The 16,319-nt window shown below is 63.6% G+C and carries 17 protein-coding genes; 12 read left to right on the top strand and 5 right to left on the bottom strand.

Annotated elements, in window-relative coordinates:
• The first annotated feature begins 338 nt into the window (after positions 1-338).
• From RX327_RS35655 to RX327_RS35640, 4 genes are all read left to right on the top strand, one after another.
• A complete protein-coding gene (locus RX327_RS35655) occupies positions 339-536 on the top strand; it encodes a hypothetical protein (RefSeq protein WP_244482585.1) in 198 nt (65 codons plus the stop codon).
• A 181-nt stretch (positions 537-717) separates the two neighbouring features.
• Entirely contained in the window at positions 718-1,689 is a 972-nt protein-coding gene (locus RX327_RS35650; RefSeq protein WP_317248673.1) for a nitronate monooxygenase family protein, read from the top strand.
• Positions 1,690-1,789: 100 nt separating this feature from the next.
• Positions 1,790-2,563: a thioesterase family protein gene (locus RX327_RS35645; RefSeq protein ID WP_317248672.1), complete on the top strand. Its 774-nt coding sequence runs from the start codon at positions 1,790-1,792 to the stop codon at positions 2,561-2,563.
• A 373-nt stretch (positions 2,564-2,936) separates the two neighbouring features.
• Complete coding sequence (locus RX327_RS35640; RefSeq protein ID WP_317248671.1) at positions 2,937-5,057, top strand: ATP-binding protein; 2,121 nt, start codon at positions 2,937-2,939, stop codon at positions 5,055-5,057.
• A 174-nt stretch (positions 5,058-5,231) separates the two neighbouring features.
• Here RX327_RS35640 and RX327_RS35635 read toward each other — a convergent pair whose 3' ends face one another.
• The gene (locus RX327_RS35635) at positions 5,232-6,794 is read right to left on the bottom strand and encodes an AMP-binding protein (RefSeq protein WP_317248670.1); all 1,563 of its coding nucleotides are present in this window, start codon (positions 6,792-6,794) and stop codon (positions 5,232-5,234) included.
• A gap of 149 nt (positions 6,795-6,943) precedes the next feature.
• Here RX327_RS35635 and RX327_RS35630 point away from each other — a divergent pair, with 149 nt between their 5' ends.
• From RX327_RS35630 to RX327_RS35620, 3 genes are all read left to right on the top strand, one after another.
• Entirely contained in the window at positions 6,944-7,849 is a 906-nt protein-coding gene (locus RX327_RS35630; RefSeq protein WP_410712222.1) for an NAD(P)H-dependent flavin oxidoreductase, read from the top strand.
• A 338-nt stretch (positions 7,850-8,187) separates the two neighbouring features.
• A complete protein-coding gene (locus tag RX327_RS35625; protein ID WP_028337105.1) occupies positions 8,188-8,430 on the top strand; it encodes a hypothetical protein in 243 nt (80 codons plus the stop codon).
• A 108-nt stretch (positions 8,431-8,538) separates the two neighbouring features.
• Positions 8,539-9,264 carry a hypothetical protein gene (locus RX327_RS35620; protein ID WP_317248668.1) on the top strand — a complete coding sequence of 242 codons (726 nt, stop codon included), beginning with the start codon at positions 8,539-8,541 and terminating at the stop codon, positions 9,262-9,264.
• A gap of 44 nt (positions 9,265-9,308) precedes the next feature.
• On the opposite strand, the gene RX327_RS35615 is transcribed toward RX327_RS35620, so the two are convergent.
• Positions 9,309-9,974: an O-methyltransferase gene (locus tag RX327_RS35615; protein ID WP_050387254.1), complete on the bottom strand. Its 666-nt coding sequence runs from the start codon at positions 9,972-9,974 to the stop codon at positions 9,309-9,311.
• Positions 9,975-10,066: 92 nt separating this feature from the next.
• Here RX327_RS35615 and RX327_RS35610 point away from each other — a divergent pair, with 92 nt between their 5' ends.
• The gene (locus RX327_RS35610) at positions 10,067-10,699 is read left to right on the top strand and encodes a TetR family transcriptional regulator (protein ID WP_050387299.1); all 633 of its coding nucleotides are present in this window, start codon (positions 10,067-10,069) and stop codon (positions 10,697-10,699) included.
• 3 nt (positions 10,700-10,702) lie between these two features.
• On the opposite strand, the gene RX327_RS35605 is transcribed toward RX327_RS35610, so the two are convergent.
• Together RX327_RS35605 and RX327_RS35600 are read right to left on the bottom strand one after the other, a co-directional pair.
• A complete protein-coding gene (locus RX327_RS35605) occupies positions 10,703-10,852 on the bottom strand; it encodes a hypothetical protein (RefSeq protein ID WP_157345851.1) in 150 nt (49 codons plus the stop codon).
• 266 nt (positions 10,853-11,118) lie between these two features.
• A complete protein-coding gene (locus RX327_RS35600; protein WP_317248667.1) occupies positions 11,119-11,370 on the bottom strand; it encodes a hypothetical protein in 252 nt (83 codons plus the stop codon).
• A gap of 914 nt (positions 11,371-12,284) precedes the next feature.
• Between RX327_RS35600 and RX327_RS35595 the strand changes: the two genes are divergently transcribed.
• Positions 12,285-12,623, top strand: coding sequence for a hypothetical protein (locus RX327_RS35595; protein ID WP_152977880.1), 339 nt, complete (start codon positions 12,285-12,287; stop codon positions 12,621-12,623).
• 675 nt (positions 12,624-13,298) lie between these two features.
• Here the strand turns inward: RX327_RS35595 and RX327_RS35590 are convergent.
• A complete protein-coding gene (locus RX327_RS35590) occupies positions 13,299-13,691 on the bottom strand; it encodes a DUF2721 domain-containing protein (protein ID WP_317248666.1) in 393 nt (130 codons plus the stop codon).
• Positions 13,692-14,053: 362 nt separating this feature from the next.
• Here RX327_RS35590 and RX327_RS35585 point away from each other — a divergent pair, with 362 nt between their 5' ends.
• The 3 genes from RX327_RS35585 to RX327_RS35575 all read left to right on the top strand — a co-directional run bounded on the left by RX327_RS35585 (position 14,054) and on the right by RX327_RS35575 (position 16,045).
• Entirely contained in the window at positions 14,054-14,626 is a 573-nt protein-coding gene (locus RX327_RS35585; protein WP_050387256.1) for a DUF992 domain-containing protein, read from the top strand.
• A 126-nt stretch (positions 14,627-14,752) separates the two neighbouring features.
• Positions 14,753-15,055: a hypothetical protein gene (locus RX327_RS35580; RefSeq protein WP_317248665.1), complete on the top strand. Its 303-nt coding sequence runs from the start codon at positions 14,753-14,755 to the stop codon at positions 15,053-15,055.
• A gap of 45 nt (positions 15,056-15,100) precedes the next feature.
• On the top strand, positions 15,101-16,045 hold the full coding sequence (locus RX327_RS35575; RefSeq protein ID WP_317248664.1) for a hypothetical protein: 945 nt from the start codon (positions 15,101-15,103) through the stop codon (positions 16,043-16,045).
• Positions 16,046-16,319: the final 274 nt, after the last annotated feature.

Below are 16,319 nucleotides of genomic sequence, written 5' to 3'. Positions count from 1 at the left end.
GGAATCGCGGACCTGCTCGATCCTGCCGGGCTCACGCTCGTCAGGCCCATGCGTGCAAAGGCGCGCATTGCGCTGGCGGGTCTTGTGCTGTCGGGTCTTGTGCTGTCGATGACGCTGGCGACCCTCGACCACAGCCGGGCCCGCCTTCGCAGCAGCAACAGATCGAGCTGCCGCCGGCGCCGGTCGAGCGCGAGAATCCCGGGCTGATCAATGAAATCGGAAAGCTGTTCGAGAAGTCGAGATCGACGCTGCCACCACTGAAGAGCCCAGGCGAGACCATCAACGATCTGTCGAACATCGCGCGCCCCTCGACGGTGGTGACCGGACGCGCGGCCTGCGTGGAAGCCTCGAACGGCGCGCCGGACTGCAAGATCGGCGCCGACCGCCTGTGCCAGAGCAAGGGGTTTCGGGAAGGCAAGGGCATCGATACCGACGCCTCCGAGAAATGCTCGCCGCTGGTCTATCTGCCGGGCCACAAGCGCGGCCCGAACGACTGCAGGACGGAAAATTTCGTGACACGGGCGGTCTGCCAGTAGCCACGGCGACGCTTGCTTCTGGGATGCCAGATGCTCACGGAAAACAAGGCGTCAGGATGAGGATTTGTCATCCGTTTTGCAGCGTCAAAACGCAATACTTGACAGTGGAAAGATTGCCTTGTTGGTATGACGGCCAGCATTCGAGACCAACCAACGACCAACACTTGAGGATCCGCTTCCAATGTCCATGCCTGCCTTGTTCAAAGGGCGCCTGTCGATCCCCGTGATCGGCTCGCCGCTCTTCATCATCTCGGTGCCCGATCTCGTGATCGCGCAGTGCAAGGCGGGTGTGGTCGGCTCGTTTCCGGCGCTGAATGCGCGGCCGCCGGAGCTGCTCGACGAATGGCTGGCGCGGATCACCGAAGAGCTCGCGGCCTATGACCGCGCCCATCCCGAGAGGCCGTCGGCACCGTTCGCGGTCAACCAGATCGTGCACAAGTCGAACAACCGGCTCGACCACGACATGCAGCTCTGTGCCAAGTATAAAGTGCCGATGATCATCTCCTCGCTCGGCGCGCGCGAGGAGCTGAACCAGGCCGTGCACGGCTGGGGCGGGATCGTCTTCCACGACGTGATCAACCAGAAATTCGCGCACAAGGCGATCGAGAAGGGCGCCGACGGCCTGATCCTGGTCGCAGCCGGCGCCGGCGGCCATGCCGGCACCATCTCGCCGCTGGCTTTCGTCGCGGAGACGCGAAAATGGTTTGACGGCCCGATCGCGCTGTCGGGCACCATCTCCAACGGCCGCGCGATCCGCGCCGCGCGCGTCCTCGGCGCCGACTTCGCCTATATCGGCTCGGCCTTCATCGCCACCAAGGAAGCCAACGCGGTCGAGCGGTACAAGGAGATGATCGCGAGCTCGAGCGCGGACGACATCGTCTACTCCAACCTCTTCACCGGCGTGCACGGCAACTACCTGAAACCTTCGATCGTCGCCGCCGGCATGGACCCCGAAGACCTGCCGACCTCGGATCCCTCGAAGATGAACTTCGGCACCGACGCCTCCGGCGAGCGCGCCAAGCCGAAGGCCTGGAAGGAAATCTGGGGCTCCGGCCAGGGTATCGGCAGCATCGCCAAGGTGGTGCCCGCGGCCGAACTCATTGGCCGGTTCAGGAAGGAATACGACGAAGCCGTCGATCCGGCGCTTGGCTGAAGCACGATGAGATCATGATGAATCATCATCGCGCTTCAGCTCTTCATTTCAGCATGATCTCTTCGGAAAACCGCGTCCCATTTTTCCGGATCATGCTGTGATGGAACCGATCTTTCGCGTCGACGGCGACCGCGTCGTCACCAGTCCCGATGCTGCGGGTCCGTGGGACCCGCGGATGCAGCACGGCTCCGCGCCAGCGGCGCTGGTGGTGTGGGCGGCCGAAGCCCTTCCGACGCCGGTGCCGATGCGGATCGCGCGCGTCACCATCGATCTGATGCGCCCGGTCCCGGTGGCGCCCCTGACGATCGCGACGGAGGTTCTGCGCGAGGGCCGCAAGATCCAGCTCTGCGGGATCAAGCTGCTCGCCGACGGCGTCCTCGTGGTTTCGGCCAGCGTGCTCAAGATCAAGCAACAGACGGCCGAATTGCCGCCCGACATCGCCACGCTTGCGGTCGATCTGCCGGGCCCCGACGAAAGTATGATCGAGCCGGGCAACCTTGCGAACAGTCCGTTCGTGAAATGCATCTCGATGCGGGCCGCGCGCGGCCGCTTCGGCGTGATGGGACCTGGCGCGATCTGGTTCCGCGTCGACCGCCCGCTGATTGCGGGCGCCGTCGTCTCGCAGGCGATGCGGGCAGTGGTTGCCTCGGACTTCTCCAACGGCACTTCGCCGGCGCTCGATTTCAGCCAATGGACCTTCATCAATGCCGATCTCTCGGTGAGCCTGGCGCGCGAGCCGGTCGGCGACTGGATCCTGCTCGACGGCCAGTCCTGGATCGGGCCCGACGGCGCCGGGCTTGCAATGTCGCGGCTCGCCGATCAGCGTGGCTATTTCGGCCAGGCGGTCCAGAGCCTGGTCATCGAGCGGCGCTAGGACGCGCTGCGCTTCTTCCACCTCCCCTTGAAAAGGGGAGGTCGCCTTGTTCGCCACAGCAAAGCGGGTGGGGATCAGCTGACCCCAATCCCGACCTTCCCCCGTTTCATGGGGAAGGCGAAGACCGATCACGTCTACTGTGCATGGGGTTGTTTCACCGATTCGCGGTGCGGGAGCCGCGCCAACCGGCTGCCCCTGCGGCAAAAATAACTGCGCTTCCCGGGAACGGTTGGCGGCACGTGCGAGTTTCGCTCCCGTTAGGGGGTCCCATGATGCGTATTGATCCCGCCGCCGGCATCGTGGCCATGGCCGTCCGGCGGTTGTGTGATGTGCCGGACGGTGTCGACGCCCGGCCGCCGCAGGGACAGACGCGATGAAGCCTGGTCCGTCCTCGGAACGCGCGGTCATCCTCGCCGCGAGCGAGCGGGACGCCGTCAAGACTGCCCACCTGATCAAGGAAGCCGGCTATTACGCCAACATCTGCGCTGATCTCGCCGAGCTCGAACGCCAGATCGCAAGCGGGGCGGGCCTTGCCATCATTGCCGACGAGGTGATCAGGGCCGCCGATCTCGCCGGTCTGACGCACTGGCTGAACGAGCAGCCGTCATGGTCGGACTTTCCTATCGTGCTGATCAGCGAGAAGGGGGGACCCGAGCGCAATCCCGAAGCCGCGCGGCTCGGCCGGGCGCTCGGCAATGTCACCTTCATCGAGCGGCCGTTTCATCCGACCACGCTGGTAAGCCTGGTCGCCGCGACGGTGCGCGGCCGCCGCCGCCAATACCAGACCCGTCAGATCCTCGAGGATCTGACCGAGAGCGAAGGTCTGCTGCAGACCGCGCTCAATGCGGGTCATCTCGGCGCGCTCGAGCTTCATCTGCCGGATTTCGAGCTCGAGGCGTCGCCGACCTGCAAGACCTATTTCGGGCGCAGGCCGGGCGATCCCTTCACCTATCAGGATCTCCTGGACGCGGTGCATCCCGACGACCGCGCCCGCCGGAGCGAGATCGTCGAACAAACCTTGCGCACCGGCTCGGATTATCAGATCGAATACCGCAACATCTGGCCCGACGGCACCGAGCACTGGGTTGACGTGCGCGCCCGTGCGGTGCGTCGGCCCGACGGCGGCATCCGCTCGCTGGTCGGCGTATGCTCCGACATCAGCGCGCGCAAGACCGCGGAGATCGAGCGCGAGGCATTGCTGGCGCAGCTTGCCGCCGAGCGCACCGCACTCGCCGAACTCACCGCGACGCTGGAGCAGCGGGTCGAGCAGCGCACCGCCGACCTGATGAAGGAGGTCGCCGCGCGCGAGCGGGCGCAGGAACAGCTTCGCCAGGCGCAGAAGATGGAAGCCATCGGCCAGCTCACCGGCGGCGTCGCGCACGACTTCAACAATCTGCTGATGGCGGTGATGGGCAATCTCGATCTGCTGCGCAAGCGCTTGCCGGAGGACCCACGCCTGCGTCGCCTGGTCGACGGCGCATTGCAGGGCGCCGAGCGCGGCGCGTCGTTGACGCAGCGGCTGCTGGCATTCGCGCGGCAGCAGGATCTGCGCGCGGTGCCGGTCGATCTCGGCGCGCTGGTGCGCGATATGAGCAATCTGCTCGAGCGCTCGCTCGGACCGCGCATCATGCTGCGGCTCAACATTCCCGAGGGGCTGCCGCTTGCCTGCGTCGACAGCAACCAGCTTGAGCTTGCGGTGCTCAACCTTGCGATCAATGCGCGCGACGCGATGCCGGATGGCGGCGTGATCGAGATCCGCCTCGCGGCCTGGCAGGCGAAGAATGATCCGACGCTGCAGCCTGGCGATTATTTGAAGCTCTCGGTGGTCGACAGCGGCACCGGCATGTCGCCGGACGTGCTGAAGCGCGCGATCGAGCCGTTCTTCTCGTCGAAGCCGGTGGGCAAGGGCACCGGGCTCGGCCTGTCGATGGTGCATGGACTCGCCGTGCAGCTCGGCGGCGAGCTGGAGCTGTCGAGCGCGGTCGGCAAGGGCACCACGGCTGCGCTGGTGCTGCCGGTTGCAACGGCGGTGCCGGAAGTCGAGAGCCCGGCGCCTGCGGCGCAGACGGTCAAGCGCTCGGCGGTGATCCTGCTGGTCGACGATGATCCGTTGATCGCGATGTCCACCATGGAAATGCTGGAGGACCTTGGTCACCGCGTGATTGGCGTCAATTCCGGACCGCAGGCGCTCGAAATCCTCAGGAGCGACCAGGAGATCGACCTGATGATGACCGATCACGTGATGCCCGGCATGACCGGCATCGAACTCGCCGCGGCTTCGCGCAAGGTGCGGCCGCAGCTTCTGGTGCTGCTCGCCACCGGCTATGCCGAACTGCCCGACGGCACCCAGGTCGACCTGCCGCGGCTGGCCAAGCCCTACCACCAGGATCAGCTGCGCGACCGGCTCGATCGGTTGCTCGGGCAGGGCGCCGGTCAGCAAACTGCTGCCGCCACCGCCGATCGTCTCGCCACGCCTTCCACTCTGCCCCCGTGAGGAGCCGCGCTTGCGCGGCGTCTCGAAGGGCGACGGCTCGGTTGTCGCCGCGAGAGGAAAGTCGGGCGCTGGGAACTATTGGCCGTGCATCCTTCGAGACGGCCGCTGCGCGGTCTCCTCAGCGACAAAGGCAAAGTCTTTGCGCGGGCACGACGGGATTGGGCTCGGTGAACCTCACCCCACCATGCGGTCGCGGCCGGTCCAGAAGCGGGCCTTCAGCACCTTCTTGTCGACCTTGCCGACGCCGGTCATTGGTAACTGCTTGACGAACTGGATCTGCTTCGGCGCATGCGCCGAGCCCTTCTCCGCCTTCACAAGGCTTATCAGCTCGTCGGCGTCGGGCACAGCGCCCTCGCGCGGCACGACGATGGCGGTGACGGCCTCGCCCCACTTCTCGTCGGGGATGCCGACGACCGCCACCATCGCCACGTCCGCGTGTTGCGACAGCACATCCTCGACCTCGCGCGGGAAGATGTTGAAGCCGCCGGAGACGATCATGTCCTTCTTGCGGTCGAGGATGAACATGTAGCCGCGCTCATCCCTGCGCGCGATGTCGCCGGTGTGGACCCAGCCGTTCTTCAGCGTCTCGGCGGTGATGTCGGGTCGCTTCCAATACTCCGCCATCACATGCGGGGCACGCACGCAGATCTCGCCGGGCTCGTCCGTCTTCACCTCCTGGTCGTTGTCGTCGAGAATCCTGACCTCGCAGGCCGAGATCGGGAAACCGCAGGACAGGAACAGCTCCGGGTTCCTGGGATCGTGGTCGGCCTTGCGCAGCACCGATACGGGATAGCATTCGGTCTGGCCGTAAAGCTGCGAGAACACGGGCCCGATGCGTTCGATGCCCTCGATCAACCGGCTCGGCGACATCGCGGAGGCGCCATAGAGCACGAGCTCGAGCGAGGACAAATCGGTCTTGTTCAGGGCGGGATGATCGAGCAGCACATAGATCATGGTCGGCACGAACAGCGTGAAGTTGATGCGCTCGCGCGCGATCGTCGACAGCACCGCCTCGGGATCGAAGCCCTTCAGCATGTGCACGGTGCCGCCGCGCATCAGGGTCGGCAGCACCTTCGTCCCGGCGACATGACTGATCGGCGCGACCGTGAGATAGCGCGCAGCCTCCGGAATCTCGAAGTCGGCGAGGATCGCGCCGGCAGCCCCGCTGTTCTCGCGATGATAGCGCAGTGCGCCCTTGGATTTGCCGGTGGTGCCGCCGGTGTAGTTCAAGGTCGAGATGTCGTCGGCGCGGGCGAAATTCTTCGCCGTTGCGCTGCCGGCGTCCTCGGCCACCTGCAACAGGTCGGCGCCGTAATCCGCCGGGCCGAGCGTGAACACGGTCTTCAGGCCCTGTGCCTTCGCCGTGAGCTCGCCGCCGCGATCGCGAAACGTGATGCCGTCGACCACCAGCATCTCGGCCTCGGAGTCCTCGAGCTGGAACAGCTGGTCCTCCAGCGATCCCAGCGGATGCAGCCAGGTGATGCAGAGCCGAGCCAATTGCGCGGCGACGCCGGCGCACCAGGTATCGGCGCGATTCGCGGTGAGGAAGGCGACGCGCGCACCGGGCTGCAATCCAAGCCGCATGAACACGCCCTGGATGCGTCCGATCAGGTCGATGGTGCCCTGATAGCTCAGCGATCCGCCCGGCCATGCGAAGGCGGTGCGCGATGGATAGCGCGCCAGTGCCCGCAAGGTCTGTTCGCACACCGCCGGAAATGCATAGAGCGGATTGCTCATCTGGTTGTCCCTCCCGCCTTTGTCTTTGGCTTTTGTCGTGCCAATGTTGCGCCAAAGCTAACACAATGATGTAGGGAAGAAGCAACTTGTCCGCCGATCCTCTCGCGCATTTTCGCGGTCGCCTGCGGCTGCCGCTGATTGCAGCACCAATGTTCTTGGTCTCCGGTGTCGAACTGGTGGTAGCCGCCTGCCGCAACGGCGTGATCGGTTCGTTTCCGACGGTGAATTGCCGTGAGACGGAACAGCTCGATGCCTGGCTCGGCGACATCGCGCGCCGCCTGCAGGCGCATGCCGATGCAAGCGGCCAAGCAGCCGCGCCGCTCTGTCCGAACCTGATCGTGCACCGCTCCAATGCGCGGCTCGCGCAGGATCTCGCCGTGCTGCTGCGGCATGGGCCAGAGATCGTCATCACCTCGGTCGGATCGCCCGCGCAGGTGGTGGGGCCGCTCCATGATGCCGGCGCGTTGGTGCTGGCGGATGTCGCCTCGATCCGCCATGCGGAGCGTGCGGCGGAAGCCGGCGCGGACGGGCTGGTGTTGCTCACGGCGGGCGCGGGCGGGCAGACCGGCTGGCTCAACCCGTTCGCCTTCGTCCGCGCGGTGCGCGCATTCTTCGATGGACCGATCGTGCTTGCCGGCGGCATCGGCGACGGCCACGCGCTCCGCGCCGCAGAGGCGCTCGGCTGCGACCTCGCCTATATGGGCACCAAGTTCATCGCGACGCGCGAGAGCATGGCGGACGGCAGGTACAAGCAGATGCTGGTCGACTCCACCGCCGACGATATCCTGCTCACCACCGCGTTCACGGGCTTGCAGACCAGCATGCTGCGGCCGTCGATCGTCGCCGCCGGACTTGATCCGGACGACCTGCCGGCGCGCGGCGCGATCGACATCGTCAAGGACATCGACGCCCGCGAAAGCCGCCCCAAACGCTGGCGCGATATCTGGAGCGGCGGTCATTCGACCTCAGGGGTGACCGGGGTGCTCGGCGTCGACGAACTCGTGGCGCAGACGATCGCGGAGTATGAGGCGGCAAGCGCGCGGGTGCGGCTCTAGTGTCCCGAATCCGAAGTTCGCATCATTTGCAGCACCTTCGGAGCGAACTTCGGATTCGATAAGGACACTAGCAAACTTATGATTCTAGTGTGCTTTATGAATGCGAAGTTCGTGAAAGTGGCTGCCGCGAAATCGCACGAACTTCGCATTCAGCACACTAGAGTCGCTGCTTTGACGCGTTCCCGTCGCGCCAACCGTTGCTCGAAAGCGCGCTGGTTCGCGAAATAGCAGCACTCAAATCCCGCCCATCCGCTTAACGCGGCATTAACCATGCCAGTCCCAACAATAGCGTCACGGGTCGCCACGGCTGGTCGCCCGGCAGTTTGTGGGAATGCGACATGGCCTTTGAGGCGCTCTCCAAGACCCCGGCATCGCTCGACGAGCTCCGGACCCGGGTGTTTTACGCCCTGCAGCGGCATCCGCTGTGCCGTCAGGTCGAATTCGACATTGTCAGCACGCCGCGCACCCGCCGGACCAACTGGACGGTCAGCATGCACTCGGTCCAGCCCGGCGCGCTCTGGACGGCGCACGAGATCGTGGCCGACATCCAGGAAGCCTATGAGCTCGACGTCGCGGCCTGATTTTCCGGCCGTTTCGGGACAATTTCACCTATTTGGCGTCGTCACGGCACGGTACCGCCGCATTTCGCGCGCAGTTTGCGGTGACACCGGCCGGCAATGGAGTAGTTTTTGACCAGAGCCATCACCCTCGCCGCGCTGACATGCTTCCTCCTCGCGGGCGCCGCGGTAACAGCCATTTTGGGCCGTGACAGCCTGCCGGCGGCGCAGGCCGACATTGGACCGGTCGCCAACCGTGCCAGCAAGCAGGACAAGCTCGCCGTCACGACGCTTGCGGCGGCCTCGTTTGAGGCGCCCCAGCCGATTGAACCTCCCGCCAATCCGTCTCCGCTCCTGTTGCGGGCGCAAGCCGCGATTCCGGGCGCGACTGACACGGTGCGCCAGGCCTATGCCTCCGTCGAGCCGACCGATGTCGGCCTGCCGAAGATCACCGACCCCGTCGATGCGGCTCAGCCGAAGATCGTCGAGCCCGCGCCGGCCGCCCCGGCGCCGCCGAAGCCCAAGGCGACCGCCAAGCCGGCGCCGCAGAAGAGCTACGCGCTGCTGAGCGACGTGCAGATCGCGGGCATCAGGGATCGCCTGAAGCTGTCGTCGTCGCAGGAATATTACTGGCCCTCGGTCGAGACCGCGCTTCGCAACGTCGCCCGCAAGATCCAGGCCAAGCGCCAGGGCGATCCCGCATCCGGCAGCATGCCGATCGATCCGGACTCCGAGGAGGTCCAGCAGCTGAAGTCGGCGGCGATGCCGCTGCTGTTCCAGCTCCGCGAGGATCAGAAGAACGAGGTCCGTTCGCTGGCGCGCCTGATTGGTCTGGAACGCGTCGCTGCGATGATCTGAGCGGCAGGGTCCGGCCGCGTCGAACCCGCGCTTCGATATTCGCTTCAGCCGAGCCGCATCGACAGCTCGACGTCTCCGTTGAACGGCACCGAGGTGTAGCCGTTGGCCGGCGCGCGCACGCGCGCCAGATAGTCAGGGCTGTCATCGGCGTTGTCGGCGACGACGAAGGCGCCCGGCTTCAGACGGCTCTCCACAAGATCGAGGATATCGGGATAGAGCGCCTTGGCGCCGTCGAGCAGCACGAGGTCGATCGTATCGGGCAGACCCGTGCGCAGCGTCTGGAGTGCATCGCCCTCACGGATCTCGACAAGGTCATAGAGCCCGCCGGCGACGAGATTGTCCCGCGCACGCGCCACCTTGGACGATTCGAACTCGCTGGTGGTCAGGCGCCCGCCGCCATTGTCGCGCAGCGCGGCGGCAAGGTGCAGCGTCGAGATGCCGAATGACGTGCCGAACTCGACGATATTCCGCGCACGGCTGCCGCGCGCCAGCATGTAGAGGAGCGCGCCGGTCTCGCGCGAGACCGCGAGCGGCACATTGCTGAGCCGGCCGTACAGCGCGCGGTAGTCGGTCTTGCTCCGCATCAGGCGCGCCTGGTCCGCGTCGGAAAGGTCGGCCACCGCGAGCCGGGTTTCCTCCACCGCGGCCGAGGCTTGCGCGAACAGGCGCTCGAGCAGGTCCGCGAGCGCAGGTGAAATGAGGGTGGTCATGTCGATCTCCGGTGTGAAAGCGGCGCTCCTTGCGCCTCGCCACAAATACGAATAATTATTCGCATTCGCTAATCGCATTCCCCAGGATGTCCATGACCGAGCGGCGAAGCTCCTCAATTTCCTCGCGAAAACAGCCGCAACAGGCCCGCTCGACCGAGCTCGTCGCGGCGATTCTCGATGCGGCTGTTCAGGTTTTGACCAAGGAGGGCGCGCAGCGTTTCACCACGGCGCGGGTGGCCGAGAAGGCCGGCGTCAGCGTCGGTTCGCTGTACCAGTACTTCCCGAACAAGGCCTCGATCCTGTTCCGCTTGCAGAGCGACGAGTGGCGGCAGACCACCAGCCTGCTGCGTGACATCCTCGAGGATGCCAAGCGGCCGCCATTCGATCGGCTGCGTTCGCTGGTCCACGCCTTCATCCGCTCCGAATGCGAGGAGGCCGCGGTGCGCGTCGCGCTCAGCGACGCCGCGCCGCTCTATCGCGATGCGCCCGAGGCGCGCCAAGCGCGGGCATCCGGCGAGCGCATCGTCGAAGCCTTCATGCGCGAGGCGTTGCCGAAAGCGTCCGGCGCGGTGCGCGCGATGGCCGGCGATCTGATCACGACGACGCTAAGCACGGTCGGCAAGGATTTTTCGGAGAGCCCGCGAACGCCCGCTGAGATCGCGACCTATGCCGACGCCATGGCCGACTTGTTCTGCGCGTATCTGAGGAGCCTCGGAAAGCGCTGAAGTTCACAGATAGTGCCTGGCGACCAGCAGAAATCCGAGCACGCCGCCGGTCACGGCGAAAACCGTTACGCCATTGCACAGACTGACGTAAGCCGCCGACCAATAGGGAGCAGTCTGAGCCGTCGTCGCGACTTTTTTCGATTTCTGGGGCAAGCCAATTGGCTCCTGAAAAGGCGCCGCCATCTGGTCAACACAGATGACGGCGCCCGTCTGAGGGCTTCAGGGCGAAACCCTGTTCCAACGTAAGCCGCGATCATGAACGGTTCGTATACCGCCGGGTGTCGCAAGCTCGCGTGTCAGCTGACGCGTCGAGGTTCCCTAAAGCATGATCCGGAAAAGTGCGCAGCGGTTTTCCGAAAAGATCATGCTTAAACAACAACCCAAAGCGCGATGACGATTCATCCCAATCGCATCGCGCTTTAGAACGAAGCGTAGGCATTTCGAAATGCGATGGCGCCAGCCAGCGAGCGCGGCCGCGTGCGCACGGCATGCCCGTTGTTGCCGCTCTGCACGATCCACTGGCCGTTCTCCTGACCCACGATCTTGCCGACGTGGTGACGCCAAACCACGATGGTGCCGACCGAAGGGCCGCCGGCGTTGGTGCCGTAGCTCGCCCAGGATCGGGCCAGATTGAATTGCGGACCGGGATCGCCGCCGACCTGGGTGCGCATGAACCACCCGCACCACGCAGCTGGGCGACCGGAATGTGCATAGTGCCGATGGTGATGGTGACGGCCGCGGGCTTCGGCAGTTGAAGCGAACGCCAAAAGAACCGCCACAGCGGCCAGAAGTTTACGCATTACAAAGTCCTTCTTGCTGTTGGCAGACCATCCATGTTGTGGGGGAAGCGCAGCGATGATCTGCGATTGGCTTGCGAAGCGACCGCATCGGTCAGGCGACGCAAAACGAAGGCGGGGTATGGCCCGCGCAGGCGTTTAAGAAACGGGCTATGGCCAAAATATGGCCAGTACGTCTCGTCCGGCGGCCGCGGGTCAATCGGAATTTTGACGACGCGCTGGAGCGATCACGTCAATTCGCGTGTGCGCGTGCCTAAAGGCGCATCACGATGCTGCGCTCAAGAGACCCAAAACGACGGAGGCGCAGTGCGAGGCGACGCACGCTGGCGGAGGCCAACAAAAGCAAGGGGATTGCGGGAGTCCGTCTTCGCTCTCGCGTTGCTCAAGCTTCGCCGGACACGCTTCGCCCTTCGGTTCAGCATGGCCGCGCCACGCGTAGCCCGAAGGGCGAAGCGTGGTGCCCCTGGCCGATAATTGCCTAGAGCCATAACCATTTGAATTGAAATCAAATTTTTTCTTGTGGTGCTGCCGATACCAACACAAATACCAACAGGATGACGCGTGGTTAGCCGAAAAAAACAGCAGGCTTCCGGCCGCGGGCACGCGTATGCCATGCTGGACTCCACAATTCCCCGACTGGAATCGGACCCGCCTCTGACCCGAAATCCCGGAAGGACGACCGCGAGTTTAAGGGGAGGGCTCTTGTCGGCGCGAGGCCGACGCCGAAAGCGCTGATCGCGCGACGCTGGTCCGCGATCGTCTGGACCTCCAATGACGATGGCGCGCCAATGTCCGACAACACACTGAATAAGGCGCTTCAGATTATGGGCAGTGATATTGGCGCCGGCGGCGACCAGCGCAGGCGTGGCTACCGCTTGACCGCGTCGAGCCTGCTCAATGGGGGGTTACCCCACGACACGGAGAAAAAAGCGCCGTCGGCCCGACGAGGTGGTGCGGCGCAAGGGCGACCGGAACAAGATCCGAGCATTTACGGCCGCGCGGCCTATTGGGCCGAACGCGTGCGTTTGATGCAGCATTGTTCTAACCGCCTCGACGCCCGCGAAGTGCACTTGCGAGCAGTCTCTCTCGGTTGTTCGGAGTGGAATGATCGAAAACTGTGGGATTGACTCCCACTCTCTCCGCCATCTGCACGATTTTGTGCGCGAACCTACGATTTTGAACGATTTCGCGCCCCGTAGCGTGCTGTTAAACTACGCCATGCGCGCAAGCCCTAAGCATTAATTAAGGTCCGAACCACATGACCTGAATCCCGTAATCGCGGACCGCCTTGAGCTCTATGTTCCGTTCACGATCACGGGCCTTTCCGTGAGCAGTCATTATCGCACGGAGCAACCGCGTGGCAGAGCAGACTATCATTCGACAACCCAAAGCCCCGCACTCGAACGGGGCGCAGCGCAACGCGGCTGGGCACTGTACTTGCTCTAGCGCTGTACGTGGCCGCGCTGATCGCGTCGGAACTCATGCGCAGGCACGACTTGGCGCACGCAGATCTTGACCGCAGGGCTCGAATGGCAGCGATGCGAAAGCGGCCCGAAGCGATTCGCCCGGCGACGTCGTTTGGCTTCCGCCGGGACTAGCACTGGCATGGCGCCTCTCCACGACAGCCATGACCCATATCGCCATCTAGGAATCTCTCGATGGCAAGGCCGTCGATCGGATGGAAAAGGTCAGCGCCGAGCAATACCGGAAGTGATGATGTTCGATGTCGCGCTGATCGCTGAGTGGCGCAACTTACGCACGCGGCCCAGCCTGCTTGGCGACTGTAGCTACGCCTTCGTTTGCTACGGGATTCGGCTTGGTTTGTAATGGCTGAGGTCATGCAGCGACAGGCGGACCTCGCGGACCAGATCCACCAGCGAAAGCGTAAAGAAGCTCAACGCAATAACAAAGAGCAGGGCAACCCCGTATTCATGCCGGAACTGGAAGAAGGTGCAGACGAACGGCAGGATCACCAGTAGCGACGTGACGATCGCGCTGATCGTCGAAAGAACGATTGCCTTGTTCAAAAGCACGGCCCGGCGCCTAAGGTGCGGCACGTCGGGGTGCGTTCGAGAAATGTCGACGTCGATTGTAGCGTGCAGTGCCTGTAGCTTGTCGACGATGCGGTTTGTCCGCCCGATTAGAACCGAAACGAAAGCTGCAACTGCGCCAAGGAGAAATGCTGGCGCCGTCACCTGCGAAATGACCTGCACAGGTGTGCGGTGGTCGGTGTGTCGATCAGCATCTGGATGCTTTCCTCCGCGAACCGGGTACGCGCGCGACGACTTGCAGGCGCAGTGGGGACGTAACGCTCGGATTGAAAACCGAATAGCCCGCGCTTTCGAGATCGACTATGCAATTTCGTCAGAGCAACAGCTGGCTGATCGTAAGCTCTTGCCCAGCCTCGTCGTTCCAGCCACCGCCAGGCAGACCCGCACGATATGACAAGCTGCTCCGTCAGGGGCCTCTTTACCCGTCATTCAGCCCTCGATGGCGCAATTTTTCGCTCATGGCGGGTCCGGCGTACCGATTTTGCATAGTCGCGTCGGCTTCGCACATGCTCCTCTGCGAGAAGCAGAAGGCGGTTCAGGACCAAGCGCCTGCCCGCGATCAACGAGGCTTTTTCGAGATGATCTGGAAGCAAATGCGTGTACGAATCCTGGCTATTCTCTGCGCCCTCTGCGCATGGTCCGGCTGCATGTCTTCTGCGAGCGCCCAACAGGCATCGTGGACTCAGATCGGCATGCTGGCGTGCAAGGTCGACCCCAGTGTTGGGTTTGTCATATTCGGTCATCAGTCGATGTCATGTCGCTTTACACAAAACCCGCCGTTCCCGGTTCAACTCTATGAAGGTGCCCTCAACACCGTCGGAATCGATATCGGTGTTTCGGCAGGAGGCGCACTCGGCTGGGCGGTGCTTGCCCCGACGGCAGGCCCTCCGGTCGGAGCTCTCGCCGGCGAATATGTCGGGGCGTCGGGTGATATCGGCCTCGGCTTGGGCGCCGGTGTCAACGTTCTTGTCGGTGGCTCGGGGCGGTCATTTGCGTTGCAGCCCGTTTCGGTAGAGGGATCGATTGCCATCAATGTCACCGTCGGCCTTTCCGGCCTCCAACTGCGTCCGATCTATTGAAGCTCCGCGGTCTGATCGCCTTCTGGGCTGGGACGCGGCTCCAGTTCTTTGTGCCGAAATTGCATGAAGTGCGCGAACTGGCAGAGATAGGCGAGAGCCCACAGGGAAAACGAATCGGAAGACTCGGTGCCGACTGACCTGCCGAAAACATGGTTTGTTTCGTTTGAGGTGCCGAAGGAGGTGCGCAAAGCATCGGCGCAACGACGTCCGAGATCAAGTGAGAGCTTTCCAACCGAGCTCGACGCCCAGAGGTTTGCTCGCCAGAAGTTCGAGCAGGGCTACATCGTGACAGCGGGCACCATCAATCCCTGCACACCGCGACGGGCAATACCTTCGACTGTCATTCACCATTGGTTCGCGGAATCATCCGAGCCGCCATTGGCCGAGCCGGCCTCATTCGAGAACAACAAGGAGCCGGATCTGCCGTAGGAGCGCTTGCCGCGATGCGATGCCCTTCTGTTCGAGGAAAGCTTCTTGATCTTGTTCGAGGAATGCATCTCGCAGGTCACTGCGAAAGTTGGGGCGCGGGAGGCGCGCAATTGCGTTCGTTTCCCGTGCGTGGTCCTCGCCGTATTGATTGGCTTCTCCGGCGGAATTGCCCGTGCCGACGACGATGATTCGAAGGGGGAGTCGAGCACGCCGAACGTCTACCTCGACATGAGAACTTCCTACGCCAAAGTGCCCGCCGGCGCGCTCGCAATCGGTTTCGGTAATTCGGCCTTGCAATCGGCCGCGATATCGAACGCCGGCAGCTTGCCGGCGATTGCTGGCAGAGCGACGCTTCCGGGCGCCCAAAGCGTCGTGGTCGATCTTCCGATGTCGATCGACGTGACCGACGACGTCTCGCTTTATGCCGGCGTATCAGCAAGTTCGACCGGCACTCCAATGATCGGCCGGTCGCCTGTGGCGATCACGAGTTGGAATCTTGGTTTTCAGGCTAATCTCTACAACCAGAACGGCGGCTCGATTCCGACCTTGAGCTGGCAATCGACCACTACCCAGGCGATTCCGAATGGGCCGTTTGCGGCCACGACATTTACCAATATTTTCGAATTCGACTATGCGCTCGACCAAGAAGAGACTCGTGGGTGGATCGCAGGAATGCAGGACACGCGGGTTATCGTCGGCAGTCCACTCGCGACGATTCATTCGGATATCATGGGCTATGTCGGCGGTTACTACCAATGGCCGAACAATTGGAAGTTTACGGGCCGCGCAGGCATGCAGGTTTTCGGCGGCGCTCAGCTCTCGAACCTCGTGTCGGTCTCCTCCTTCACCCAGCCGATCCTGCGGCTCGACCTTGATCGCATGGACGACAACGACAACCGCCTGTTCGGCGTAACCGCGCAAATCATGTGGGTGCCGAAGCCTGCCTACCAGCTCACGCTCAGGACGCCGCTCTATTTCGTGCGCAATTAGGCTGCCGGTCGCCCGGTCGATCTTCGTCAAAGTTGAACCAGGCGAAGAGCGTCCGGTCGCTGCCCAACATCACCGGATTGTCAGAATTTGCGTGTTCGTCAGCCCGCTCGCCTGACACCCAGATGCGACTTGCGATGGGCCTGCGCTCAACATCGACGCGTCGATGCTTCGGCTATGGCAACTTCGCCACAGGCGGGAAAATTGAGGGAAGGCGTCCGAAACTGCATAGTGGGCTCCGCGCATGAGATGCGATTTGGTGCTGCACGAATTTCTT

It is taken from the genome of Bradyrhizobium sp. BEA-2-5 (assembly GCF_032918025.1).
In the GTDB taxonomy this organism is placed as follows: domain Bacteria; phylum Pseudomonadota; class Alphaproteobacteria; order Rhizobiales; family Xanthobacteraceae; genus Bradyrhizobium; species Bradyrhizobium pachyrhizi.
Note: the sequence above shows the minus strand (reverse complement) of the source record. Positions and strands in the feature narration are given on the sequence as shown.